Consider the following 26,919-nt stretch of genomic DNA (forward strand, 5'->3'; position numbering starts at 1 on the left):
ATGCGTTTTTCATGTCGGTTCAGTCAGCGCCTTGCCGCAGGCATTCCGCACCAGAGCGGCGACGTTGTTACGGGAAAAATTGCGTGATTTCATCATTTCTTTCGATGCATTGATAAGTCCGGTGCGGATTTTACGGCCACGGGCCGCCTCTGCCGCTTGTTTCAATTGCTGCCGCAAGGAGTTCCGGGCCTTGCCTTCAGCCCTGCCCAGGGGGCCGAGTTCGGCAACCCTTCCGGTAAAGGAGGTGATGATCTTGACAAAATTTGGGCCCTCCGCGGCGGATGCCCAGTCGATGAGGAATCGCTCCGGGGCAATGTCCAGCCGGGCAAGCAGCTCATGCACCAGGGCGGCTGACACCAGGGCGTGATAATTGCCGTCCTGGTAATGGCATTCGCCAGGGTGACAGCCGCCGACAAAAATACCGTCAGCGCCATTGGCCAGGCCCTCCAGGGGAAAGCAAGGGTCGAGCCGACCCGTGCACATGATGCGGATGATTCGTAGATTGGGGGGATACTGGTAGCGGCCCACCCCTGCCGAATCAGCGGCGGTGTAGCAGCACCAGTTGCACAAAAAACCGAGGATGTGGGGGCGATATTCATTGCTCATTCTTTTGTTTCTCCAGGGTGAAATGCATGGATCTGGGACATGATCCCCTCGAAGGTAAAACGTCCCATGTCGATGGCCAGAGTCGGACAGCGGGCGGCGCAAACCCCGCAGCCCTTGCACGATGCGGTTATGGTGCCGGCCTTGCGCAGTTTTCCTTCCTTGTAGATATGGATAGCCTTATAGGGGCAGAAGAATTCACAGGCCCCGCAACCGATGCATTTTTGCGGATCAACATGGGAGACTATGGGTTCGGGGGTGATGAAGCCGTGGGCCAGGGGTTGGCACGCGCGCCCGGCGGCCGCCTGGGCCTGACTTATTGTCTCATCGATGGATTTGGGGGAATGGGCCAGGCCGCAGACATAGACGCCGTCAACCGGCAAATCGACCGGCCGTAGTTTGACATGGGCCTCCAGGAAAAAATTGTCCGCGGTGACCGGTACCTTGAGCATCTTGGCGAGGGAGTCGGTATCCTCCGGCACAATACCCACGGACAGGACGAGCAAATCCGCCTGCCTTTCAACCTCCTCTCCCAGTATCGGATCACGATATCTGACCATCGGGTTGCTTTGTGCGTTTTTTCCGACGGACACCTCGGGAATTGCATCCGCCGTGAAGCGTGTAAAGATGATACCCATTTCCCGCGCCTTCCGGTAATCGTCTTCCATGAACCCATAAGTGCGCATATCACGAAACAGTATGGTTATTGAGGCTTCCGGGAGTCGTTCCTTCAGTCGCAGGGCGTTTTTCACCGCCTGGCCGCAGCATACCCGGCTGCAATAGGCGAGATCCTGGCCCCGTGAGCCGACGCACTGGATCATGACAATGTTCCGGCATGAAATAGGAAGCGGTCGTTTGACGGCCAACCTCTTTTCCAGCTCTAGCGCGGTCAGGATTCTCCGGGATGTGCCGTATCCGTACTGGGTCGGCTGGTAGGGGCGGCCGCCGGTGGCCAGCACTATCACGCCGTGATTGATGACCTCGCTTCTGTCCGCAGCCGTAATGGTGGAGGTGAAGTTGCCCACGTAGCCGGAAATGGCGGTAAGTGACGTTTCGGTATAAACCTTGATTTTCGGGTGGTTGGTGACTTTGGAGATCAGTTGCGCGATTTTTTTTCGGGGATCATTGCCGTAGCGGTCCTGGGTCAACAGCAGGGTCCGTCCGCCCAGCTTCGTCTTTTTCTCCACCAGGGTGCAGGGGAAACCCTGATTCGCTATGGTGAGAGCCGCGCTCATTCCTGCCAGGCCGCCTCCGACAACTAAGGCCGATGGGGTAACCGGCAATGCCTCCTCCTTTAGGGGTGACAGCAGGGACGCCTTGGCAACTGCCATCCGCACCAGGTCTTTCGCTTTATCCGTCGCCGCCGAGGGTTCATGCATGTGGACCCAGGAGCACTGATCTCTGATATTGGCCATTTCAAAAAGTGCGCGATTCAGTCCGGCCTCGCGCATGGTTGCCTGGAAAAGCGGTTCATGGGTGCGGGGGGTGCAGGCGGCGACAACCAGTCGGTTCAACCGGTGTTCGGTGATGATGTCGATCAGGTGTTTTTGGGCATCCTGGGAACAGCTGTAAAGATTGTCGGTGGCGTAAACCACGTTGGGCAATGTTTGCGCATAGTCGCGGACCACCGGGACATTGACCACTCCGCCGATGTTGATGCCACAGTGGCAGACAAAAACTCCGACCCGCGGCTCCTGTCCCTCGATAATTTTTTCCCGCGGGTAGGACGGCACCACTGTTTCACTGTTTCTGGCTTCAGTCAGCAGTCCGGCGCAGAGGCCTGCCGCGCCGCCTGCCTGGGTCACGCTGTCCGGAATATCCTTTGGTCCCTGGAAGGCACCGATGACGTAGACCCCGGGCCGACTGGCGGCTAGCGGCGCGAAAGAATCGGTCATGGCAAACTGGTAGCGGTTTAAGTCGATGCCGGCGGCGCGGGCGATATTTTCAGCGTCATCCGGAGCTTCGAGGCCCTGGGAGAGCACCACCAGGTCAAATTTTTCGTAATAATGCCGTCCTGTATCATCAATCCAGGTCAGCAGCAGACCGCCGCTGAAGACACCCTCAACGCGGGGCGGTCGACTGTAAATGACCCGAAAACCTTTTTCCGACACCGCCCGCTCCCGCGCTGCGTCAAAGCCCTTGCCGTGGGTGCGGACATCCATGTAGAAGAGGGTTATTTCTGTGTCAGGGTCATGCTCGCGGGCCAGGGTTGCCTGTTTGACGGCATACATGCAGCAGACCGAGGAGCAGTAATTGTTGCCGCAATTTTCATCGCGGGAGCCGATACACTGGAGAAAGGCGATTTTCTTCGGATGTTTTTCGTCGGAGGGCCGGACGATCTCGCCGCCGGTGGGGCCGCTGGCGCACATCAGGCGTTCATGCTCGAAGGCGGTCACCACATCGGCGAACTTTCCCCAGCCGTAGGAGCGGAGTACCTTTTCGCTAACTCGACCGAAGCCCGGTGCCAGCACCACCGCACCGACCGTAAGGTTCAGGATTTGCTCTTGGTCGTCAAAGCGGATGGCGCCTGCCCTGCAGGCCACGGCGCAGAGGCCGCAGGTGTCAAAATTGAGCCGCAAGCAGCTTTTGGGGTCGATATGGTAGCTGGCGGGCACCGCCTGGGAGTAATCAATATGAGCGGCGGCGGTGCGGCAAAGATTCTCGTTGTAATCGTCATTGATTTGCTTGAGGCAATAAAGGGTGCATTGCCCGCAGCCGGTGCAGACCTCTTCATCAATATAGCGAGGCTGTTTTTTTATCCTGGCGATGAAGTTGCCGGCTTCCCCTGCCAGGGAATCAAGTTCTGATTTGGTGAGAATAACGATGTTGCCGTCCCGACCGGCCTCCACCAGTTTCGGCGCGAGGATGCAAAGGGAGCAGTCATTGGTGGGAAACGTTTTGTCCAGCCGGGCCATGACGCCGCCGACGGCCGAACTTTTTTCCACCAGATAAACCTTATAGCCAAGGGCGGAGAGGTCAAGAGCCGCCTGGACTCCGGCTACTCCGCCGCCGACCACCAGGACCGCGCCGCTGGCGGAATTGACCTGGTTGTTTGAAACTGGGGTATTCACGAGAACTTCCTCCTTCATGGTTCAGATGCATTTCGTGCCTGAGAAAAACAGGCTTTTTGCCTTCTGCGACCCTGAAAACAGGAAATTCCTTCAGGTGCTGGATCTGCTCAGCAAGGGAAGGGGAAGAGAAGGCAGTGCCCCTGTCATGATCGCTACCCGGACCGGGCGGCTTATCAGGCGTAACCTTCAGTATGATGGACGGATGAAATGTTTCATTTTTTTTCGGTGAAAGGGGTTGGTAAATTGTAATCGGCACTATTTACCAAAAAAAACCCTATGGGTCAAATAGAAAATTCCTATTATTGGCAAGGCGGACGATTGAAAACCCTTTCATGTGACGAATTGTTTCGTCTGAATTGTCGGGCATCAAAGAAATTTGAAATGGGTCAGGCCGTCAATGATGCCGCCGGCATGTTTGCGCTTGCTGAAAAAAATGCGCGACCGTCCGTGCAGATGGTTCAGTTCCTTGCTGTGATTGGCCACCACCAGTCCGCAGCACTGGCTGCGCAGCATGTCTTCATCGTTGCCGGAATCACCGGCCACCATGATGTCTTCCGCTGCAATCTCCCATTTATATTTGAGGTATCTGACGGCCTTGCCCTTGGAGGCTCGATGGGGCAGGATATCGAGAAAGCGTCCGTGGGAAAAGATGACATTGCAGCGAAGTCTGGCGTCTTTCAGGGCCTGAAATACCATTTGCAGCAGTTCCGGCTTGTCCTCCATGTAATAGCTCAGTTTGTAGCGCCGTTGTCCTTCTCCTCCCTGGGGGTTGAGAAAATCAAGACCACTCATGGTGTTTCTGATTTCTTCAGGTTTCCAGCTGTGACTGAGATGCTGTTGCCATCCCTTGTCGATTCTCAGGCTTGGCCCATAATAAATTTCCGTGCCCACGGAGCAGATGAGGATATCGGGAATAGGGATGCTTTGATCGGTCATGATCTCCAATGTCATTTCCAGGCTGCGACCGGTTGAAACACCCCAGCCGATGGTTTCGCGGTTCTTGTCGAGCAGTTCCAACAGGTCGTTCAGGCTTTCGGGGTCTCCCACCAGGGTGTTGTCCACATCAGTGATGAGGAGTTTGTTAACGGCGGTGAGCCTGCTGCCGAAGGGCTCTTTTGTCGCGGCTTTTTGTTGTTCCTTTGTGTGATGGGCGAAGTGTTCGGGGAGCAGCCCCTTGATGTGATCGATGGTTCGTTCACAGTGGAAGGCCCATGAGTAATGTTTGCGCACGCCGTTAATGCCGTTGCGCGAGCATGCCTCCCATTTTTCCTGATCAACGAGCAGTTCTTTGATGGCTTCGGCAATTTTTTTCGGTTGGGTGACATCCACCAGGGCGCCGTTTTGGCAGTTGGAGACAATATCAACCGGGCCGCCGTCATTGGTGGCGATAATCGGCAATCCGCAGGCCGAGGCCTCGATCAGGGTCAGGCCGAAGGGTTCGACCATGGCCGGGTTGACGAAAACGCCGCCGCTGTCGGCGCAAAGCCGGTACAGTTCGGGAACCTCGGTGGCAAAGTCATGTTTTTTCGGGATGGCGAGCTTGCCGTAAAGATCATAAAAATCCATTTTCAACAGCATGTCGGTCAGCACATTACGCTCGTTGTCTTCCATGTCCATGATGTCCTTGCGGATGCCTGCAAAAATGGCCAGGTTTGCCATGGCCCGCAGGTCTGGGTCCGTGCCGTATGCCTCGATCAATCCGGAAATGTTTTTCCGTTGATCAGGCCGGCAGAGAGCCAGGATAAAAGGTTTTTGCGGGTCGGGCCAGAAGCGCTGCAGTTCGCGAAGCAATGTCATGCGTATCTGTTTGCTCGGTTCATTTTGTTCCTTTGCGGCAAGCTGGTTGTGATAATAGGGATAAAAGATGTCAAGATCGATGCCGGGAGGGATAACAGTGAAATTTTTCCCTGCCGAGTTGTTGTAAAGTCCGTACTGTTTTTCGATTTCCTGGCTGGTGCTGGTAATAATCAGTTCGGCTTTTTTGAGTATTTCCTCTTCGACGCTGATCCGGGTTTCCATTTTGTATCGTTTGTCGATCTCGGACTGAGAGATGTCGTTGTCCAGCAGTTTGGCTTTTTTATTACGTCCCAGGGAATGGCCGGTAAAAATAAATGGTTTGTTGAACGCCGAGGACAATTCCATTGCAACATAACCCGCGTCGGCATAGTGACCGTGGAAGATGTCGGGAATGCGGGCCTGTGCCTTGATCAATTTCAAGGTCTTGTCGATAAATTCATCAAGATGGGGCCAGAGAAGCTCCTTGCGGATGTATTTTTTGCCGCCGCACTGGATGCGAATAATGCGGGCATTTTTGCTGATCTGCTCCATGGGTGCGGCGTAAATCGGGGAAAGGTGCTTTTCCTCGATCAACCGGGTGAAAAGGTCGACCTGGCCGACCTCGGGATGGTCGCCCAAGGCGCGGGCCAGTTCCAGGACATATTTGACCTGACCGCCGGTGTCGGCGTCATAGCCGAGTTGGGGAGATTCGCCGCGGATGAGTCCGTGAACGCTGAAGAGTTGCAGGTAGAGGCCTGAGTTATTCATGGTGATCCGCCTTGTCCGGGTTAAAATTTGAAATCCGACATTGACGGGGTGGCGCCGCGGCGACCGGCAACAAAAGAGCCGCGTTTGTTTGCCCGTTCCAGGCACAAGCGCCAGGGCAGCTTGTCGATGATGCCGTCGATAAGCGTGGCGAAAAAGGCGTCCCCCGCGCCAACCGTGTCTGTCACCTGCACCGGGAAACCGGGATGAGTATAAATGCCGTCCGTGCTGATCAGCATTGCTCCTTTTTCTCCCAGGGTCACAACCAGGGCAAGAAGATCGAAGCGGTTGAAAAGATCTTCCGCTCTTTTTTGCGGCCGGCCGGGTGCAATGTCGCACCAGTCCGCAACCTGATCAAGTTCGGTATCGTTGAGTTTCACCACGTCAGCCACGGTCAGGGAGGGGGAAACTGTTTCCTTTGGTGTGAAGGGCGGGCGCAGGTTCACATCATAAAAAAGCAGCTCGGCATTTTGCCAGAGAGAGCGGATGGCGGCTCGGCTTACGGAGTTGCGCTGGGCCAGGCTGCCGAAGACCAGGTGATACGGTTTCTCTGTAAAAGCGGTGGGAAAAAGGCCGGAATCAATTTCGTCCCAGGCTGCGGGAGCGATGATGTCAAAAGCGGGCTGGCCCTGTGCGGAAAGGGTCACGATGACCCGACCGGTCGGCAGACGCGGATCGTGCTGGATGTAGCAGGTGTCAAGGCCGATATCGGAAATTTGCTGAATGGCGAGATCCGCCGGCGAGTCACAGCCGATGCGGCTTATCAGCCCGGCCTGGCGGTCAAGGTTGGCGAGATGGTAGGCCACATTAAGCGGAGCGCCGCCCAGGATCTTTTTGTCGCCGAAAATATCCCAGACGATTTCGCCGATTGAGAAAATCATTGTTCCTTGAGGTTGATTCGTTTTCAAGAGTGATTGTGAAAAACGGGGTCGAAGTCGCGTTCCGTTCGATTTCAAGGATACTGCAATGGTATAGGAAATGGGAGCAAAAGTCAAACCAGGGGGGAGGTGTCGAGGCCGACGAGCGAATCAGGCAGCCTGATTTTCCTTGAGAATACCGGGATTCCCGGAGTTGATCTCGGGAAGATACGAGCAGCTTTGCAGGGCGGGAATCAGATCGTTGCGGCTGCGGATGAGGTGACGCGGCGCAGGTGTTTATCGGCGGGCAACCCTCGGCGCAGTTCCTTGAATGGGCCGACGAGAAGAAAATAGCCCCGGCTTGTGGTGTATTCCACGCCGAAAACGACGCATAGACCGTTTTTCTGAACCCCTTCATTGCCAGAGAGTTTCTGGTCGCCATGGTGTCATGGTCGGTGATGCAAACACCCGAGACTTCGCGCTGTTGCAAGCTGAATCTGCTGATGGTCTCGGTCGACCGAAAAGAGGATTGGCGCCATCTGGTGCCGCCGGTGGTGCCCCGGCTGGCGGAAAGTTCGAATTTACGACAGCGGTTGCTGTCCGTTAATTCAGGGGAGGAAGGGGACCTGATTTTTGCTCGCACATACAAAAGACCACGACAACACGTGCCGCGGTCTTTTGTATGTGTGTCTTGTATCGATGAGGGAGAAATTATTGTTTCTTCTGCTTTTCCAGTTTTTCCTGCAGCCGATCGCGCTCGGCCTTGAGTTCTTCGAAGGTGCGGATCGCCTCTTTTTCCTTCTCCACCCGTTTTTCCTTCATCTCGGCAGACTTTGCCTTGATTTTTTCTTCCCTGATTTTGAGGTCGTTGGTGCCGAAGAGCGAAGAGGCAAGGTACTTGAAAGAAAACTTCAGCAGGGCTATGTCGTCCTCCTTGATCGCGTCAAGCGTTGCCTGTTCAATTTCATAGGTGTCAAGGAAGGAGCTGTTGAAAATGAACTCCTTGAATTTGTCAAGATCGGTGCTCACCATGAAAAATATCTTTTTGGCCTGCTCGCTGAGTGTCGCCTGGAAGCCGAATGATTTGCGGCGCATGACAAGTTCAAGCCATTCCTTGTTCATCTCATCGCACAGATCAACGCCCTGATCGGCTCGCCATTCGCGGATGGTCCATTCCTTGTCTTCCTCATGGCCCTTGCAGTGGGCTTCCTTGACGAGAAAGAAAAATCTTTCAGACTCAACGCCTTCTTCGCCTCCTTCATGGAAATTGGCCATGCCCACCGGATAATAACGGCAGGCGGAAGGTCGCTCGGGATAGATGGTGCATCCTTCGTCGGTGACAAACGGGCAGCGGCCGTTTTCATCAAGGTGAATTTTCACCCCGGGCATGTCCGTTTTTTCAATATAGATGGGGGTGGTAAATCTGAGCAGAAACTCAGAAGCCGGCAAGTTGAGATATTTTCTCAGTCGCAGAATGTCAAAAGGAGTGAGGATGATATCGATATTGCCGCAACAGGCGGTGAAGCAGGAAACACCGGGATGGCAGCGGAATTTTATTTTGCTGTCCAGGGTATATTTCTGGGGAAGGATGTTGGTGGGGTTTTTATCGTAACCAAAAAGGTTTTTATCCGTATCCGTCATTGTAATTCCTCTGTTATCGGTATATATAGTTTTGTGTTCTTGCACAATTCCTTCGGAAATTAATCATCCTGGTCGAGGTTGTCAAACTGAAAAAAAACGACAAGTCAGGGCTGGTCGGAAAAGTGGAATTTCAGCCAGACTTTTTTTCTTGACATTTGCAGGGCGAAAATTTATAGAACAAATGATTCAGAAAATGAGTGACCCCTCATTTTTTGGCATTGTGGTTTTACGTTGGTTTAGCACAGGTAATATAAAAAAACCGATTTCGCATTTTGTGGAATCAAACTAATCAACCCAATTGAGGAGGTAAATTAATGCCAAGCTATGTAGATCCTTCCAAATGTGACGGTTGCAAGGGCGGTGACAAAACAGCATGTATGTACATCTGCCCCAACGACCTGATGGTTCTCAACAAAGAGGAGATGCGGGCCTACAACCAGGAGCCCGATGCATGCTGGGAATGCTACTCATGTGTTAAGATCTGCCCCCAGGGTGCTATCATGGTACGCGGTTATGATGACTTCGTACCGATGGGCGGCCAGGTTCATCCGATGAGAAGCTCTGATTCCATTATGTGGACGGTTAAATTTCGTAATGGCAACATCAAACGCTTCAAATTCCCCATCCGTACAACTGCTGAAGGTGCTGCCAATGCCTATGTCGGCCAGACTGGCTCCAACCTCGATGATGAATGTCTGCTCCTCGAGTCTGCACTGCCGCAGCCGACCAAACTTGCGAAATAATTAAGTTTCTCAGTTAAGGTTCATTGTTTACTTAAGACTATTTTAAGGAGATAGAATATGGCATTACCTAATAAACCACTTGGCGAACTGCCTGCCGTTGCAAATCCCGAAATCAAGGAGCATGAATGTGATGTTCTGATCGTTGGCGGCGGTATGGCTGCTTGCGGCGCTGCTTTCGAGATCAAGAAATGGGCACCCGCTGGCATGAAAATCATCCTTTGCGACAAAGCATCCATGGAGCGTTCCGGTGCTGTTGCCCAGGGTCTTTCCGCAATCAATACCTACATCGGCAGCAATCCGATCGAGAACTACGTAAAGATGGTCCGTAACGACCTGATGGGCGTTGTTCGCGAGGACCTGATCTATGACCTCGGCCGTCACGTTGACGAGTCTGTAAAGCTGTTTGAGGAGTGGGGTCTGCCCATCTGGAAGAAAGATGCGGACGGCGAAACCCTTGACGGTGCTCAGCCTGCAAAAACACTGCGTGAAGGCGGTGAGCCGGTTCGTACCGGTAAATGGCAGATCATGATCAACGGTGAGTCCTACAAGTGCATCGTTGCCGAGCCTGCTAAAACCGCACTGGGCGAGGAAAACTGCCTTGAGCGTGTTTTCATCGTTAAAATGCTGCTGGACAAGAACAAACCGAACCAGATTGCCGGTGCGGTAGGTTTCTCCACCCGTGAAAACAAAGTTCATGTTTTCAAATGCAAAACCGCTCTCGTAGCCTGCGGTGGTGCGGTTAACATCTTCCGTCCCCGGTCCACCGGTGAAGGCAAGGGTCGCGCCTGGTACCCCGTATGGAACGCAGGTTCTACCTACACCATGTGTGCTCAGGTAGGTGCTACCCTGACCATGATGGAAAACCGCTTCACCCCCGCCCGTTTCAAAGACGGTTACGGCCCGGTTGGTGCATGGTTCCTTCTCTTCAAGGCCAAAGTACAGAACGGTCTGGGCGAGTTCTATGCAAACAGTGATTCCGTAAAAGAAGAACTGGCAAAATTTATGCCTTACGGCGCATCCGCCGTTACCCCCACCTGTCTGCGTAACCACCTGATGCTGAATGAGCTGAAGGCTGGTCGCGGTCCGATCTACATGGCTACCGACGTTGCTTTGAACGCCTTCCTGGATGATCGCCGCGCCAAAGGCATGGATGAGAAGGCTGTTAAAAAATACTGGAAACACCTCGAGTCCGAGGCATGGGAAGACTTCCTTGATATGTCCGTTGGTCAGGCCGGTCTGTGGGCAGGTATGAACATCGAGCCCGAGAAAGTCGGTTCCGAGATCATGCCGACCGAACCCTACATGCTTGGTTCTCACTCAGGCTGCTGCGGTATCTGGACTTCCGGTCCGAACGAAGACTGGGTTCCGACTGTTGACGGTACCCGTGCACATCAGTACAAATGGGGCTACAACAGGATGACCACTGTTGACGGTCTCTTCACCGCCGGTGACGGCGTTGGTGCTTCCGGACATAAATTTTCTTCAGGGTCTCATGCTGAGGGTCGTATCGTCGCCAAGCAGATGGTTAAATTCTGCCGTGACAATGCATCCTTCAAGCCCGAGCTGAAACAAACCGCTCAGGAGCTGGCCGATGAGATCTACGCACCGGTTAAACGTTACCTTGAGTTTGTCGGCGCATCCACCGCAGCCAACGTTAACCCCAACTACTGCAAGCCCGCCGGTATCATGATGCGACTCATGAAAGCTACCGACGAGTACGGCGGCGGTGTTGCTACCTACTACATGACCTCCGGCAAGCTGCTGAACATCTGCCTTGACCTTCTCCGCATGCTTCGTGAAGATGCTGAGTTGATGGCAGCCGGCGACCTGCATGAGCTTATGCGTGCATGGGAAAACTACCACCGCATCTGGTGTGTTGAGGCTCATATCCGTCACATCGAGTTCCGTAAAGAAAGCCGCTACCCCGGCTTCTACTACAGATCAGACTTCCCGACCTGTGATGACGAGAACTGGAAAGTATTCGTAAACTCCACCTTTGACCCGAATACCAAAGAGTGGAAATGCGAGAAGGTTAAATGCATCAACATCGTCGAGACCGATCCGTGGATCTGATTTGCATTAGCAAATTAACGTCTTGAAAAATAAAATCTCCAGGTACCTGAGTCGAGGTGCCTGGAGATTTTAGTATGGGGGGGTATATTTAATAAAAAAGTTGTTGCCCACCCTTGTAAAGTTGATTTGCCGGAAACTTTCTGGTAAATGAAGAAACCATAATTTGTTTAAGTGTTAAGTTTTCGGTTTTAAAGGCGGTTTTTGACATCTTGCGGACCGCATTTGCCGAGATTCGCCCTTGTTTAAAACGGAAATCTTAACACTTAAAACTTCCAAACATAACACCTACTAATGGAGGAGTGGCATGACAGAACAGAATGCATCCGGTACAGGAGCAGTGCTGGTCGTTGGTGGCGGCATCAGCGGTTTAACAGCTGCCCTGGAAGCCGCTGAGGTTGGGAAAGATGTCTTTCTGATAGAAAAGAATCCCTACCTAGGAGGCCGCGTCGCGCAGCTGAATCAGTATTTCCCCAAACTTTGTCCCCCGTCTTGCGGACTTGAAATCAATTTTAAACGGGTAAAGAGCAATCGCAGGATTCGCATGTACACCATGACCCAGGTGAAAAGCGTTTCCGGATCCGCAGGCAGCTATGAGGTCACCTGTGAAACCGCACCCCGTTATGTGAATAATAATTGCACGGGCTGCGGCGCTTGTTCCGATGCCTGTGCTGATGAGCGTGTTGACGAATTCAACTTCGGCATGGGCAAAACCAAGGCTATTTATCGGCCGCATGAGATGTCCTTTCCAATGAAATATGTCCTGGATAAAAATGCCTGCAGCGCCGATACCCTGGCTAAAATCAAGGATGCGTGCAAGTATGACGCAATTGATACGGAAATGGAATCCAAGACATTCACCTTGAATGTTTCCTCCATCGTCTGGGCAACCGGCTGGAATCCTTATGATCCCACCAAAATGGATAACCTCAAATATAACGAGAGCGAAGCCATTATTACCAATATGCAGATGGAGCGTCTTGCCGCGCCGAACGGACCCACCGGCGGACAGATCCTGCGTCCCGGCGACAACAAGGAACCTGCCAGTTTTGGTTTTGTCCAGTGTGCCGGCAGCCGTGACGAAAATCATCTCGAATATTGTTCCTATATCTGCTGCATGGCATCCATGAAGCAGATTACCTATATCCGCGAGCGGTATCCGAGTGCCCCTATTTATGTGTTCTACATCGATCTTCGTACACCGGGTAAATATGAAAAATTCCGTGAGAAATTGATGTCTGATCCCAATACCCATTTTATCAAAGGAAAAGTTGCCGATATTATCCCGGAGGCAGATGGAGTTACTCTTGTTGCCGAGAATGCCGTGACCGGCGACAAGGTGCGGCAGAAAGTTGATCTGTGCGTCCTGGCAACCGGTATGGAGCCGGCAATCAAATCTCAGGCTGCTGCTCTCGGTCTTGATGTCGACAGCAATGGATTTGTTGTGGGTAATGAAGGCAAAGGTATGTTTTCCGCCGGTTGTGCCAAAAAAGCTGCTGATGTTGTAACCAGCGCCCAGAGCGCTACCGCCGCAGCCCTGAAAGCTATTCAAGCAGCTAAGTAGGAGGAAGATCAATGGATAAAAAATATGGTGCATATATTTGCACAGGATGTGGAATTGGTGAGGCACTCGATGTTGACGCCTTGATAAAGGCTGCCGGTGAACACGGCATGCAGGCAAAGACCCATGAGGCGCTTTGCGGTGCTGCCGGCCGGCAGATGATTGAAGCAGATATCAACAATGACGGAGTGAATGTCGCTGTTGTTTGTGCCTGCTCTCCTCGTGTGATGCAGGACGAGTTTAATTTCGGTGATGACAAGATCACCATTCGCGGAAACATCCGGGAGCAGGCTGCCTGGTGCAAGGAACAGCCCTCAGATAATCGGGATGAAGACACGATCAAGGAATACTACACAGAGGTTGGCCAGGATTATGTCCGCATGGCCTGCGTTCAGGCGAAGAAGACGGAAATGCCCGAACCCTACAAACTTGACACCATGAACAGAAAAATTCTGGTGTTGGGTGGCGGTATCGCAGGTCTGACCGCTGCCAAGGAAGCCGCCAAGTCAGGGTACGAAGTAACCCTTGTCGAAAAAACCGATGCCCTCGGCGGCAAAGCACTTGGCTGGACAAAACAGTTCCCGACCAAAGCTCCTTATGCGACGCTCGAGGAGCCGACCATCGGCGCCTTGGTTGCCGAAGTTGAGGGCAATGCGAAGATCACCATCAAAAAAGCTACCGAGGTTGCACGTATCGGCGGCGCTCCCGGTAATTTTTCCGCGACATTTAAAGCAGCCGGCACCAAGAGTGAGTGGGATGCTCCCGCTAAAGTGGGTGTGGATGAACAGGATCGCATCTCCAAGGGACAGATGGAAGATCCCAACGCCGGTCTGAAGAATTACATGGAAGAAGATCCTGCCGCTGAAAAATACGGCGCCGTCATTCTTGCCACCGGTTGGGTTCCCGCTGATGTCAGTGAATTCGAGCATCTCGGTTACAAAGACAGCGACAAGGTCGTCACCAATGCCGAGTTTGAGAAAATGGTGAAAGAGGGCAAGCTTGCCGGTGTCAATTCCGTGGCCTTTATTCAGAGCCCCGGCGGGGAAGCGCATGATATGGATTTCCCCTATGCCAACTCCGTCACCAGCATGGTTGCCCTGAAACAGGCAAAATATGTGCGTGAGGCCAATGCGGATGCCAAGGCCTATATCCTTTATCAGCACATGCGCACCCCCGGCAACATGGAGATGTTCTATAAGGGAATTCAGCAGGATGATGGTATTTTCCTGACCAAAGCCACAGTCACCAAGGTCGAGGATTCCGGAAACGGCTGCACGGTAACGGCCAAGGATACCCTCCTCGGTGAAGACCTCAATCTTGATGTGGATCTGGTTGTCCTTGCCGCCGGCATGGTACCCACGACATGCCATGAGTCGTCCATCAATCTTGCTTATCGTCAAGGGCCGGCCTTCCTCGACTTGGACCTTTTTGACGGATACGCTGATTCGCACTTTATTTGTTTTCCCTACGAAACACGACGGACAGGTATCTACACCTGCGGCGGCGTCCGTAAGGCCATGCCCATGGACGAAACAATCGATGATGCGACCGGCGCCGCATTGAAGGCCATCCAGGCAATGGAATGCGCTGATCGTGGTGTGGCGGTTCATCCCCGTTCAGGTGATCAGACCTTTCCCGAGTTTTTCTTCCAGAGATGTACCCAGTGTAAGCGTTGTACGGAGGAGTGCCCCTTCGGCGCACTTGATGATGATGAGAAGGGTACACCGAAACCGAACCCCACCCGCTGCCGTCGTTGCGGTACCTGCATGGGTGCTTGTCCGGAGCGTATCATCGGTTTCAAGAATTACAATATTGATATGATCGGTTCCATGATCAAGGCCATTGAGGTACCGGATGATGATGAGGACAAGCTCCGTATTCTGGCTCTTGTCTGCGAAAACGATGCATACCCGGCACTCGATATGGCTGCCATGCGCAAGCATTCCTTGAATGCCTTGGTTCGTTTCATTCCGGTGCGCTGTCTCGGTTCAGTCAATATGGCCTGGATCAAGGATGCGCTGTCGTCCGGTATGGACGGTGCCATTCTGCTTGGCTGCAAATACGGTGATGACTATCAGTGCCATTTTGTCAAAGGCAGTGAAATTGCCAACAAACGTATGGATAATATCGGTGAGACCCTTGGATCTCTCGGTCTTGAGCCTGAGCGCTGCGCGGTGCGGCAGATTGCCATTACCGATTATGACAAGGTGCCGGAAATCATAAATGAGTTCGTAGAAGAAATTGTCGGCCTCGGTCCGAATCCGTTCAAGGGATTCTAATTCCGTTTCGTAGCGTCGTTTGGCAGCGTCTGTCCGCTGCCAAACGACTTTTTATATGAGCTTAAACTTACCGGGATGTTTTTTTCATACCGGTGTATTCGGTGCCGGTTATTGTGAAATAACCAAGAAAGGAGAAATGAGATGAAGGTGAATCCTGATTTAGACTTCATAAAGTATATGAAAAGTGCCGGTGGAGATACGCTGAAAAAGTGTTACCAATGTGCCACCTGTTCTGTTGTCTGTCCTCTTTCCAAAGATGGAAAGCCATTTCCCCGGAAGGAAATGATCTGGGCACAATGGGGTCTCAAGGATAAGTTGATTGCCGACCCCGATGTTATGCTCTGTCATCAGTGTGGCGACTGCACCGCCTATTGTCCTCGCGGAGCAAAACCCGGTGATGTCCTCGGAGCTATTCGAGCATATGCCTATACCCATTATGGCTTTCCTTCCGGCTTGGCGAAAATGGTCAGCAGCGCAAAGAATCTGCCGCTCATTATCGGCATTCCGTCCTTGATCGTGCTCGTTATGTGGATTATATCCGGAGGAATGCATGTTCCCTCTTCCGAAGATCTTGCCGCATACGGTTTCGGCCACTTTTTCGGTCATTGGGATTGGCCCTGGTTGACGAAAAATGTATTGTTTATCGATATTATTATGGTGCCGGCCGCCGGTCTTGCCGTCTACTCGGCATACCGGGGGGTATCAGCCATGTGGGCGGCGATGGAAAAACAGTATAATGTGAGCGCCAATTATCGGCCTTCCGTTATTCAATTTATCCAGCAATTTCTGGTTCCGGCGATCAAGGAAATCCTTGCTCACACCCGCTTTCGTGAATGCGGAACCAATGCGAATCGTGTAACCGGCCATTTGCCGTTGATGCTGGCCTTTATAGCTCTTCTTTTTGTTACAGCGTACAGCGCTTTTACGCAGGACGTGCTTGGCATTTTCTTTCCCGAGCTGCACGGCCCGATGAGCTTGATGAATCCGGTGAAAATCGTGGCCAACGTCGCGGCCATTGCCCTCATTTTCGGCATCGGCGTTCTTTGGTCAAACCGCGCCGCAGCCGAGGCGGAATCAGGATCAACCGGATCATTTTACGACTGGTTCCTTATCTGGGAAATCATGGCGGTAGGCGTCACCGGGCTTTGTGCTGAGATTGGCCGGTTGGTCGGCGTGCCCGTGCTGGCTTACTTTTTTTACTATCTGCATCTGGTGACAGTCCTGATGCTGTTCCTCTATATGCCGTATACAAAGTTCGCCCATATGGTGTACCGGACCTTTGCCATGGCTTTTGAAATTTACCGCGAAAGCCAGTTTGTCTCTAAAAAATGAAGAGGCATAGTGGTAACTCCCGGGGAAAACGAGTAATCCTAAGGAAAGAAGTACCAGGTAACAATTGGGATCATCTCCTCTTGGAGAAAACGTGTCCCACGTGGTAATCCAACATACCGCGGGAATGAGTTTTCCCGATTTAGTGACAACCACAACTTATTGCACCTTGAGCTGTATTTTTTTATTTCGTCACTGAGATTTAAAGAGACACCGTAATCGCTTCATCACAAAAATGCCATTGTCGGAATGGTGAAAAGGTTGTTTCTGAGGGTATTTCGGACTCTGTAAGCAGCTTCGTCCCTTACCGGCAAAGCCGCACAATGTGAAAAAAAGGTTGATTTTTGCCTGTGAAGCGATTACGGTGTTTCGGTTTTCTTTTCGCTGGCGTAGCTCAATTGGTAGAGCAGCTGATTTGTAATCAGCAGGTTGCGGGTTCGAGTCCCATCGCCAGCTCCAGATGTGAAAAAAAACATTGTAAATTATTTCTAATTCTTGTTTAATAGCAAATTCCTTTGTGAATTTGGAGGGGTTCCCGAGCGGCCAAAGGGAACAGACTGTAAATCTGTCGGCGACGCCTTCGGAGGTTCGAATCCTCCCCCCTCCACCATTTATTTTGGGAAGTTCATGCCGAGCCGGGTCCACTGGTCGGGCTCGTAGAGGCGGGAATAGCTCAATTGGTAGAGCATCAGCCTTCCAAGCTGAGGGTTGCGGGTTCGAGACCCGTTTCCCGCTCCATAAGAGAACAGCAGTAAATTAAACAGCGCGACTTTACGTCTCATGCTCACGTAGCTCAGTAGGTAGAGCACTTCCTTGGTAAGGAAGAGGCCATCGGTTCAAGTCCGATCGTGAGCTCCATTTTTTTTGGAATGAATATTTGGGCCTGTCACCTGTAAAAAAAATCTAAATCAGTCTGAGGAGATTGGACATGGCAAAGCAAAAGTTTGAACGGACTAAACCCCATGTAAATATTGGAACAATCGGTCACATTGATCACGGAAAGACCACATTGACCGCAGCGATCACCCAGGTGCTTGCAACCAAGGGATATGCCAAGAAGACCGATTTCAGTGAGATTGACAAGGCTCCGGAAGAAAAAGAGCGTGGTATCACCATTGCGACGGCCCATGTCGAGTATGAGACGGACAACCGTCATTATGCCCATGTCGACTGTCCGGGCCATGCGGATTATATCAAGAACATGATCACCGGCGCAGCGCAGATGGACGGGGCGATCCTCGTAGTAGGCGCAGATGACGGACCGATGCCGCAGACCCGTGAGCACATTCTTCTTGCCCGTCAGGTAGGTGTGCCCGCCATTGTTGTTTTTCTGAATAAATGCGACATGGTTGACGATGCAGAGCTGATTGAGCTGGTCGACATGGAGCTGCGCGAGCTTTTGAGCAAATACGAATTTCCGGGAGACGATACCCCGATCGTTCAGGGCAGTGCCTTGAAGGCTCTGGAGAATCCGACGGACCCGGAAGCGGCAAAATGTATCTGGGATCTGATGGCTGCGGTGGATTCATTTGTTCCCGAGCCGAAACGTGACATTGACAAGCCGTTTTTGATGCCTGTCGAGGATGTTTTTTCCATTTCCGGACGTGGTACGGTAGCGACCGGACGTATCGAGCGCGGCATCATCAAGGTGGGTGATGAGGTTGAGATCGTTGGTATTCGCGACACGCAGAAGACGACGGTAACCGGGGTTGAGATGTTCCGGAAGATCCTGGATCAGGGTCAGGCCGGTGATAATGTCGGTATCCTGCTGCGCGGCACCAAGCGTGAGGACATCGAGCGCGGCCAGGTACTGGCGGCACAGAAGAGCATCACGCCCCATGTGAAGTTCAAGGCTGAGTGTTACATCCTGAGCAAGGAAGAGGGCGGCCGTCATACACCCTTTTTCAACGGATACCGGCCGCAGTTTTATTTTCGTACCACCGACGTAACCGGTATCGTCACCCTGCCCGAAGGGGTGGAGATGGTCATGCCGGGCGACAACGTCACCATAGAGGGCGCCCTGATCACCCCGATTGCCATGGAAGCAGGACTTCGTTTTGCAATCCGTGAGGGTGGCCGTACAGTTGGGGCCGGTGTCATTAACGAGATTATTGAATAATTTAAGAACAGGTAGCTGGCAATGAGAGATATAATTACACTCGGTTGTACCGAGTGCAAACAACGGAATTATACGACGACGAAAAACAAGCGACAGACTCCCAATAAGCTTGAATTCAAGAAGTATTGTCGTTTTTGTAAAAGCCATACTCTGCACAAAGAAACACGTAAATAACCAAAAGGCCAGTAGCTCTAATGGTAGAGCGCCGGACTCCAAATCCGGAAGTTGGGGGTTCGAGTCCCTCCTGGCCTGCCAATAAATTAATGCTTCGTTAATAGGTTTTTAGCGAAGCATTAATTTATTTTGAGAATTCCTGAGATACGAAGATACACTATGGCAAACAAAACAGAAAAAAACTCAAAAGATCAAGATGTTAAGAAAAAGTCTGTCGCAGAAGAAGGTGCGAAATTTGATCTGAGCAAAATAAATGTGTTTGCCGGTGAGGTGAAAGCTGAATTCGGTAAGGTTGCCTGGCCTGACAAAAAGCATACATTTGCCACAACCGGAGTCGTGGTTGTGTTGGTATTTATGATTTCCTTTTATCTGGGCGCTGTTGATCTGATTCTGGGAAAACTGATTGGTTTGCTGATTAAATAGATGAAAAGCATCCTGAGATAACATCTGCTGGAAAGAAATATATGGCGAGAGCATGGTACATACTGCATACCTATTCGGGATTTGAAGAAAAGGTAAAGACGGCAATGCAGGAGAGAGTGAAAAAAGCCGGACAGGAGGAAATGTTCGGTGAAATCCTGGTGCCGACCGAACAGGTTGTTGAGATGATCAAGGGCTCCAAGAAAACCTCCTCGAGAAAGTTTTTCCCCGGCTACATCCTGTTGAATGTCGACCTGAATGATGAGACCTGGCATATCGTCCGTGATACGCCGAAAGTAACCGGATTTGTCGGTAATGATCTGAATCCGGAGCCGCTTTCCGACAAGGAAGCGATGAAGATCATCAGTAGAATAAAGGACGGTGCGGTTAAGCCGAAGCCAAAAGTAACTTTTGATGTCGGTGATGTCGTACGGGTAATTGACGGGCCGTTTTCCAATTTTCAGGGAGTCGTGGAAACCGTATTTCCAGACAAGGGCAGGGTTAGGGTCACGGTGAGTATATTCGGAAGAGAAACACCTGTCGAACTTGAATATGTCCAGGTTTCAAAAGGGTAGTCGTTATTGATTGATATCGATCACAGTTAGGGAAATTGCATTCATATATGCTTTATTTATAGTTAGGAGAGAAAAATGGCGAAAAAAATTACCGGATATATAAAATTACAGATTCCGGCCGGCAAGGCGAATCCCTCCCCACCGGTCGGACCGGCTCTCGGTCAGCACGGTGTTAATATCATGGAATTCTGCAAGGCATTTAACGCGAGGACGCAGAACGAGGGAGATATGATCATACCGGTTGTGATTACGGTTTTTGCGGATCGTTCTTTTACTTTTATTACAAAAACGCCCCCTGCTTCCGTGCTTTTGTTCAAAAAGCTCGGTTTGAAAGGCGGGTCAAGTAATCCTAAAAAAGATCGTGTTGCAAAAATTACACAAGACCAGATCAGAGAGATCGCGGAACTTAAAATGCCTGATCTGAATGCGTACGATGTCGATAAGGCGATGAAAATTATTGCCGGTACAGCAAAAAGTTGCGGTATAACAATTGTTGATTGAGCAAAATCAAAGGTGTAGCCATGGCTAAAAGAGGAAAAAAATATCGAAATTCCGTAGAGAGTCTCGATAGAATGAAAATGTATACATTGCCTGATGCGGTTGAGTCCTTATTGAAGGCGCGATACGCTGCTTTTGACGAGTCCATTGACGTCGCCGTTAAATTAGGTGTTGACCCGCGGCACGCAGATCAGATGGTGCGCAGCACGGTCGTTCTTCCCAATGGAACCGGCAAAACAGAGCGTGTTCTCGTCTTTGCGAAAGGCGACAAGGTGAAGGAAGCTCTGGATGCAGGAGCTGATTACGCCGGTGGCGATGAATTCGTTGAAAAAATTCAAGCAGGGTGGCTTGAGTTTGATCGTACCATCGCCACACCGGACATGATGGGCACCGTCGGAAAAATCGGACGTGTTCTCGGTCCCCGGGGTCTGATGCCCAACGCCAAACTCGGCACGGTGACCTTTGATGTCGGCCGCGTTGTCAATGATATCAAATCCGGTAAAGTTGATTTCAAAGTCGATAAGGCTGGTATCGTCCATGCCATGATCGGCAAGGCTTCCTTTGGTGTCACCAAAATTCAGGAAAATCTGCTTGCCTTCATTGATAAGATTTTGCAACTGAAACCTTCATCCTCAAAGGGTATCTATATGAAGGGCGTCAGTATCACCAGCACCATGGGTCCCGGTATCAAGATTGATCCCATGGAGTTGCGTGTTCTCGTTAAACAGGCGTAGGTAATTTCATGTCAGCAACGTGCATGAGAAATTCATTTGTCATGCACGTTTTCAAAGTAGTATTGATGTCGAAGACAGCAGGTACGAAGGTTTAATCCTTTATTCAGGGCCTGCCGAGACGAATATGTTGCGCGAGCAACAAAAAAACAAGTGTGACGCATACGTCATCGTTTGATGTGTCGTGTCCTCTTTTCCGCGGGAAGAGTTTGTGTTCATCACTTGTCTGTCCTCATCGACTTCAACTGCTTTTAATTCCAAAAGGCTTATTGGTGTCAATAAGCTTTCAATTGTCTGCCGGATTTTTTAAGATTCGGCGTAGTGAGTCAATGATGCGATGTGAGTTTAAGGAGGTAGGACATTGAATCGTGATGAAAAAGCTGCGGTAGTAGCCGAACTCAGCGACAAATTTGACAAAGCCAAATTTGCCGTTGTCGCCGACTATCGCGGGGTTACCGTATCCACATTTGAAGAACTTCGGCGTGAGCTGAAAAAAAACAATGCAGAGATACGCGTTGCCAAAAATACGCTGCTCCGCAGGGCTGTGCAGGGGACTCCTTTTGAGGTCATGAGTGATCATCTCAAGGGGACGACTGCAGTGACTGTATCCTACGAGGATCCTGTCGCGCCGGCCAAAATCCTGACTGAGTTTGTCAAGAATCACCCGGAACTCATTCTGCGCGGTGGAGTTCTGGAGGGGAAACATCTGAGTCCCGACGACCTGAAAGCGTTGTCGTCTCTGCCGAGCAAGGAAGTTATGCTTGCCACTCTCCTTTCCGTTATGAATGCCGTACCCACAAGCTTTGTTCAGGTTCTCAGTGCCATACCGAGAAGTTTTCTCTATACACTGACGGCCCTCAAGGAAAAGAAAGAACAGGAAAACAACTGATTTATCAAACGAATGATTTTTTAATGGAGGATTGTATAAATGTCTGTATCTAAAGAAGATGTAATCAATTTTATTGCCAATATGACCGTTCTTGAGCTGTCCGAGCTCGTCAAGGAAATGGAAGAAAAATTCGGTGTTTCCGCTGCCGCTCCGGTAGCCGTGGCTGTTGCCGGCCCCGCTGCCGGTGGTGCTGAAGCCGTCGCTGAAGAGAAAACCGAATTCGATGTTATCCTGACTTCCGCAGGCGACAAGAAAATCGGTGTTATCAAAGAAGTTCGCGCAATCACCTCTCTTGGGCTGAAAGAAGCAAAAGATTTGGTGGAGGGTGCTCCTTCACCCATCAAGGAAGGCGTTTCCAAAGCCGAGGCAGATGATATTAAAGCAAAGATCGAAGCTGCCGGCGGTACTGTTGAAATCAAATAATTATGACATTGTAGAATTTCTGTATATAGATCCGGTTCTTCATCTTCGGATGAGAATCTGAAGGATACGCAAAATATAACGCTGCAGGGTGAAAATCTCTGTAGCGTTATATTGCGTTTTTCCCCCAGCGTACTGTTGACCTGCTTAGTCCGGGAGACATGGCTAAAAAACTGAGTATCAGTTTGTAAGGCGAGGGCATAACTTAATGAAGGTTAATAAAAGAGTCAGGAAGAGTTTTGCTAAGGTCGGTGAAGTAATAGAAAAACCGCATCTGATCGATATGCAGCGGGTGTCCTATGAAAAATTTTTGCAGATTGATGTTGATCCTGATGAGCGAGACGAGTCAGGGTTGCAGGCAATTTATAAGTCAGTTTTTCCCATTCAGGATTTTAATGGACTCTGTACGTTGGAATTCGTCCGCTATAATTTCGGTGAACCGAAATATACGGTGGAAGAATGCGTCGAAAGGGGGATGACCTTCGAGGTGCCGATCAAAATTACCGTTCGCCTCGTTTCGTATGATCTCGATCCGGAAACGGATGTGAAAAATATTCGTGATATCAAGGAACAATCCGTTTACCTCGGTTCGATACCGCTCATGACCAAAGCAGGTGTTTTTGTCGTGAATGGTACGGAACGGGTAATCGTCAGCCAGTTACAGCGTTCTCCCGGACTTTTTTATGCCCATGACGGCGGCAAAACCCATTCCGGCGGCAAGCTGCTCTACTCCGCCCGCATCATTCCCGTCCGGGGGTCGTGGGTAGATCTTGAGTTTGACGCCAAGGATATTCTTCATGTCCGAATTGATCGGCGTCGTAAATTTCCCGTGAGCACTCTGCTCAAAGCCTTGGGACATAGCGGCCCCGAACTGTTGCGCTTCTTTTATGACACGGAAAAAATCAGTTTTTCCGGGGAGAAGATTTTTAAGAAATTTAATGCTGCCATGGTGGTTGGACACCGAGCCCCGCATGACCTCCTTCATCCTGAAACCGGTGAGATTCTCGCCAAGCAGAACAGGAAAATCGGTAAAGCCCTTGCTCTCCGTCTGCAGGAAGCCGGAATCGAAGTGCTGGAAGTTGATGCCGACAGTCTCATTGGTCAGTTTGTCGCCGAGGATATTATCAATTCCGCGACAGGGGAAGTCATCCTGCCCTGTAACGCTGAAATCACCGAATCAATTCTCGAAGATATTCGTCAATCAGGCGTCCAGTCCATGGAGATCCTGTTCATTGACGGCATCAAGGTTACGGATTCTTTCCGGCGGACACTTGCCCTTGATAAGGCCGAAACAGCTGAAGACGCATTGCTTGAGATTTATCGCAGGCTGCGTCCGAGCAGTCCTCCTACCGCCGAGGTCGCGGTAAAGTTTTTTGAAAATCTTTTCTTTAACCCTGATACCTATGATCTCTCCGAAGTCGGACGATTCAAGATCAACGCAAAATTGGGACTGAACACGGATATTGAAACAAAAACGCTGACCAAGGAAGACATCATGGAAGCGGTCAAATATCTGTTGCGTCTTAAAGATTCACAGGGGCCTGTTGATGATATTGACCACTTGGGCAACAGGCGTGTCCGTACCGTGGGCGAACTGGTGGAAAATCAATATCGTATGGGGCTGGTCCGCATGGAACGCGCCATCCGCGAAAGGATGAGCCTGCAGGAAGTTGAAACACTGATGCCTCATGACCTTATTAATCCGAAACCGATCACTGCGGCAATCAAGGAATTTTTCGGAACCAGCCAGCTGTCCCAGTTCATGGACCAGACCAACCCGCTTTCCGAGGTGACGCACAAGAGAAGGCTCAGTGCCCTTGGACCCGGTGGTCTTTCCCGCGAGCGCGCTGGGTTTGAGGTCCGCGACGTTCATCCGACCCACTATGGAAGAATCTGCCCGGTTGAGACCCCTGAGGGACCGAATATCGGCCTCATTGTTTCATTGGCGGGATTTGCCAAGGTCAACCAGTACGGCTTTATCGAGACCCCCTATCGGAAGGTCGAGAACCGGAAAGTTACCGATGAAGTTGTTTATATGACGGCTTTGAAGGAAAAAAACGAAGTTTTTGTTCCGGCAATTGTTGAAGTCGACGCCAAGGGTGTTCTGGTGGCCGATAACCTGATTGCCCGCGAGGAGGGCGAGGTTGTTCTCACCAGCGCGGACAAGGTGACCTGCATGGATGTGTCACCGAATCAGCTGGTCAGCGTCGCCGCTTCGATGATTCCTTTTCTTGATAACGACGACGCGAACCGTGCCCTGATGGGATCCAACATGCAACGTCAGGGGGTTCCCCTGCTGCGCACGGCCGCCCCGATTATCGGTACCGGCATGGAAAAAAAGGTTGCCTGTGATTCCGGCGTCTGTCTGCTGGCCGGCGGTGACGGTGTTGTTGAAGAAGTTGATGCCAATCGCGTTGTCATTCGATACGACCAGCCGGGAACAGACGGCTTTGATACCGGCATTGGTGTTTACCGGCTTGATAAATACAGGAAATCAAATCAGTCCACCTGCTTTAATCAGCGGCCTCTCGTTCTGCCCGGGCAAAAGGTTGTGAAGAATGAAATCCTGGCCGACGGTCCGGCCGTGGAAAAGGGTGAATTGGCCCTTGGCAAGAATGTAACCATTGCCTTTATGCCTTGGCGCGGTTTTAACTTTGAGGATTCCATTCTTGTCAGTGAGCGGTTGTTGCGCGATGATACCTACACCTCACTTCATATCGAAGTCTTTGAAACCGTGGCGCGCGATACCAAACTCGGCAAGGAAGAGATTACCCGCGATATTCCCAATGTCAGCGAGGAAAGTCTGCGCAATCTCGATGAAAGCGGCGTTGTCCGCATCGGAGCTGAAATAAAACCGGGCGACACCATGGTCGGCAAGGTGACACCGAAAGGGGAAACCCAGCTTTCTCCAGAGGAAAAACTTCTGCGGGCGATTTTCGGCGAAAAGGCAGGGGATGTGAAAGATACCTCCCTGCGGGTTCCGCCGGGTGTTGAGGGAGTTGTTATTGATGCCAAGGTTTTCTCTCGCAAAGGGGTGGAGAAGGATGAAAGAACCCTTACCATTGAAAAAATGGAAATTCGCCGTCTTGAGCGTGACCATGATGACGAAGTCAGCTGCCTGAAAAAGGCTGTGAAAAACAGCTTGGCTGAAATTCTGGGGCAGGAAAAAGCCAACTCGGTCGTCCTTTCGAAAAACGGCGAGGTTCTGCTGGAAGAGGGCGGTAAAATTACCACTGAGATTCTCGAGAAAATGGCCCTTGCCGATGTGAAGAGAATTGATTTCACGAACCGGGAAAAGCTGCAGGGCGAAGTAGATCTCCTGTTTGACCGTTTTGACAAGCAGGTTGATGTGGTCAATGAGCGGTACAAGGCGCGCATTGAACGCTTGAAAAAAGGCGATGATCTTCCTCCGGGCGTCATCAAGATGGTCAAGGTGTATGTTGCCACCAAGCGCAAGCTCGCGGTGGGTGATAAAATGGCCGGTCGTCATGGAAACAAGGGTGTTGTTTCCAGGATTTTGCCGGAAGAGGACATGCCCTATTTTGCCGACGGAACACCGGTTGATGTGGTGCTGAATCCTTTGGGCGTACCTTCGCGAATGAACGTGGGTCAGGTGCTTGAAGTCCATCTGGGCCGCGCTGCCAAAATGCTGGGTGAACAGATCCAGCAGCTGGCGGAAAAAAACGAGATTGCCGCCATGAAGGCGAAACTGCAAAAGATTTATTCCGCCAAGGAATACGCGGAACTGACTGACGGCCTCACCGATCAGGATCTGCTTGATATGGGCCGGAAAATGGGAACAGGCATTCATATCGCCACCCCGGTTTTTGACGGCGCCACCGAGGCGGAAATTCGCGGCATGCTGGTTGAGTCAGGCTGCGAGGAGGTTGGGCAGTCCGTCCTGTATGACGGGCTCACCGGCGATATGTTCGAAAATAAAGTCACCGTCGGCACCATGTATATCATGAAACTGCATCATCTTGTTGATGATAAGATTCATGCCCGTTCCACCGGACCGTATTCACTGGTAACCCAGCAGCCCTTGGGCGGCAAGGCCCAGTTCGGCGGTCAGCGACTCGGTGAGATGGAGGTGTGGGCCATGGAGGCATACGGTGCGGCCTATACGTTGCAGGAGTTCCTCACCGTTAAGTCGGATGATGTGAGCGGCCGGACAAAAATGTACGAAAAAATAGTGAAAGGCAACAATTTCCTGACAGCCGGTCTTCCGGAGTCGTTCCATGTTCTTATCAAGGAACTGCAAGGCCTCTGCCTTGACATGGAACTGTTGGAGTAAAGAGGTCCGGATTACAATTTGAGAACAGGAGTCAAGCTTCTCAAACGGTTTTGCGACATGATCTCTGTCCTTACCGACTGAACGAAACGAAAAATTGCTTACAA

The 26,919-nt window shown here is 51.3% G+C and carries 20 protein-coding genes and 5 tRNA genes; 20 read left to right on the forward strand and 5 right to left on the reverse strand.

The window, feature by feature from the left end; translation table 11 throughout:
- Positions 1–9: 9 nt before the first annotated feature.
- Positions 10–606: a hypothetical protein gene (locus tag BM485_12870; GenBank protein OKY74722.1), complete on the reverse strand. Its 597-nt coding sequence runs from the start codon at positions 604–606 to the stop codon at positions 10–12.
- A complete protein-coding gene (locus tag BM485_12875) occupies positions 603–3,692 on the reverse strand; it encodes a pyridine nucleotide-disulfide oxidoreductase (protein ID OKY74723.1) in 3,090 nt (1,029 codons plus the stop codon). The genes BM485_12870 and BM485_12875 overlap by 4 nt, the downstream gene beginning before the upstream one ends.
- Between BM485_12875 and BM485_12880 the strand changes: the two genes are divergently transcribed.
- Positions 3,691–3,903, forward strand: a complete 213-nt coding sequence (locus BM485_12880; GenBank protein ID OKY74724.1) for a hypothetical protein — start codon at positions 3,691–3,693, stop codon at positions 3,901–3,903. The two genes, BM485_12875 and BM485_12880, sit on opposite strands and share 2 nt — an antisense overlap.
- A gap of 137 nt (positions 3,904–4,040) precedes the next feature.
- On the opposite strand, the gene BM485_12885 is transcribed toward BM485_12880, so the two are convergent.
- The 3 genes from BM485_12885 to BM485_12895 form a co-directional block, all read right to left on the reverse strand.
- Complete coding sequence (locus BM485_12885) at positions 4,041–6,218, reverse strand: glycosyl transferase family 1 (protein OKY74725.1); 2,178 nt, start codon at positions 6,216–6,218, stop codon at positions 4,041–4,043.
- Between the two features lie 20 nt (positions 6,219–6,238).
- Positions 6,239–7,096, reverse strand: a complete 858-nt coding sequence (locus BM485_12890) for a hypothetical protein (protein OKY74726.1) — start codon at positions 7,094–7,096, stop codon at positions 6,239–6,241.
- Positions 7,097–7,783: 687 nt separating this feature from the next.
- Positions 7,784–8,713, reverse strand: a complete 930-nt coding sequence (locus BM485_12895) for a zinc/iron-chelating domain-containing protein (protein ID OKY74727.1) — start codon at positions 8,711–8,713, stop codon at positions 7,784–7,786.
- Positions 8,714–9,027: 314 nt separating this feature from the next.
- Here BM485_12895 and BM485_12900 point away from each other — a divergent pair, with 314 nt between their 5' ends.
- The 19 genes from BM485_12900 to BM485_12990 all read left to right on the forward strand — a co-directional run bounded on the left by BM485_12900 (position 9,028) and on the right by BM485_12990 (position 26,815).
- On the forward strand, positions 9,028–9,456 hold the full coding sequence (locus BM485_12900; GenBank protein OKY74728.1) for an adenylyl-sulfate reductase subunit beta: 429 nt from the start codon (positions 9,028–9,030) through the stop codon (positions 9,454–9,456).
- A gap of 57 nt (positions 9,457–9,513) precedes the next feature.
- Positions 9,514–11,529: an adenylyl-sulfate reductase subunit alpha gene (locus tag BM485_12905; GenBank protein ID OKY74729.1), complete on the forward strand. Its 2,016-nt coding sequence runs from the start codon at positions 9,514–9,516 to the stop codon at positions 11,527–11,529.
- Positions 11,530–11,833: 304 nt separating this feature from the next.
- Positions 11,834–13,090: a heterodisulfide reductase subunit A gene (locus BM485_12910; protein ID OKY74730.1), complete on the forward strand. Its 1,257-nt coding sequence runs from the start codon at positions 11,834–11,836 to the stop codon at positions 13,088–13,090.
- Between the two features lie 11 nt (positions 13,091–13,101).
- Entirely contained in the window at positions 13,102–15,366 is a 2,265-nt protein-coding gene (locus tag BM485_12915) for a heterodisulfide reductase subunit A (GenBank protein OKY74731.1), read from the forward strand.
- Between the two features lie 141 nt (positions 15,367–15,507).
- Entirely contained in the window at positions 15,508–16,698 is a 1,191-nt protein-coding gene (locus tag BM485_12920) for a heterodisulfide reductase (GenBank protein ID OKY74732.1), read from the forward strand.
- Positions 16,699–17,078: 380 nt separating this feature from the next.
- Positions 17,079–17,154 (forward strand) — tRNA-Thr (locus BM485_12925).
- A 66-nt stretch (positions 17,155–17,220) separates the two neighbouring features.
- A tRNA-Tyr gene (locus tag BM485_12930) sits at positions 17,221–17,305 on the forward strand.
- A gap of 52 nt (positions 17,306–17,357) precedes the next feature.
- A tRNA-Gly gene (locus BM485_12935) sits at positions 17,358–17,433 on the forward strand.
- Between the two features lie 44 nt (positions 17,434–17,477).
- Positions 17,478–17,553: transfer RNA gene (locus BM485_12940), tRNA-Thr, on the forward strand.
- Positions 17,554–17,623: 70 nt separating this feature from the next.
- Positions 17,624–18,814: a translation elongation factor Tu gene (locus BM485_12945; GenBank protein ID OKY74733.1), complete on the forward strand. Its 1,191-nt coding sequence runs from the start codon at positions 17,624–17,626 to the stop codon at positions 18,812–18,814.
- A gap of 21 nt (positions 18,815–18,835) precedes the next feature.
- Complete coding sequence (locus tag BM485_12950) at positions 18,836–18,988, forward strand: 50S ribosomal protein L33 (GenBank protein ID OKY74734.1); 153 nt, start codon at positions 18,836–18,838, stop codon at positions 18,986–18,988.
- 5 nt (positions 18,989–18,993) lie between these two features.
- Positions 18,994–19,069, forward strand: a tRNA-Trp gene (locus BM485_12955).
- Positions 19,070–19,228: 159 nt separating this feature from the next.
- Positions 19,229–19,411, forward strand: a complete 183-nt coding sequence (locus tag BM485_12960; GenBank protein ID OKY74805.1) for a preprotein translocase subunit SecE — start codon at positions 19,229–19,231, stop codon at positions 19,409–19,411.
- Between the two features lie 41 nt (positions 19,412–19,452).
- A complete protein-coding gene (locus tag BM485_12965; GenBank protein OKY74735.1) occupies positions 19,453–19,983 on the forward strand; it encodes a transcription termination/antitermination factor NusG in 531 nt (176 codons plus the stop codon).
- A 75-nt stretch (positions 19,984–20,058) separates the two neighbouring features.
- The gene (locus tag BM485_12970; protein OKY74736.1) at positions 20,059–20,484 is read left to right on the forward strand and encodes a 50S ribosomal protein L11; all 426 of its coding nucleotides are present in this window, start codon (positions 20,059–20,061) and stop codon (positions 20,482–20,484) included.
- Between the two features lie 20 nt (positions 20,485–20,504).
- The gene (locus tag BM485_12975; protein OKY74737.1) at positions 20,505–21,215 is read left to right on the forward strand and encodes a 50S ribosomal protein L1; all 711 of its coding nucleotides are present in this window, start codon (positions 20,505–20,507) and stop codon (positions 21,213–21,215) included.
- A gap of 358 nt (positions 21,216–21,573) precedes the next feature.
- Complete coding sequence (locus BM485_12980; GenBank protein ID OKY74738.1) at positions 21,574–22,101, forward strand: 50S ribosomal protein L10; 528 nt, start codon at positions 21,574–21,576, stop codon at positions 22,099–22,101.
- Positions 22,102–22,140: 39 nt separating this feature from the next.
- Positions 22,141–22,524, forward strand: a complete 384-nt coding sequence (locus tag BM485_12985) for a 50S ribosomal protein L7/L12 (protein OKY74739.1) — start codon at positions 22,141–22,143, stop codon at positions 22,522–22,524.
- Between the two features lie 205 nt (positions 22,525–22,729).
- Positions 22,730–26,815, forward strand: a complete 4,086-nt coding sequence (locus tag BM485_12990; GenBank protein ID OKY74740.1) for a DNA-directed RNA polymerase subunit beta — start codon at positions 22,730–22,732, stop codon at positions 26,813–26,815.
- Positions 26,816–26,919 lie beyond the last annotated feature (104 nt).

The sequence above is a fragment of the Desulfobulbaceae bacterium DB1 genome (assembly GCA_001914235.1).
Classification (GTDB): Bacteria; Desulfobacterota; Desulfobulbia; order Desulfobulbales; family SURF-16; genus DB1.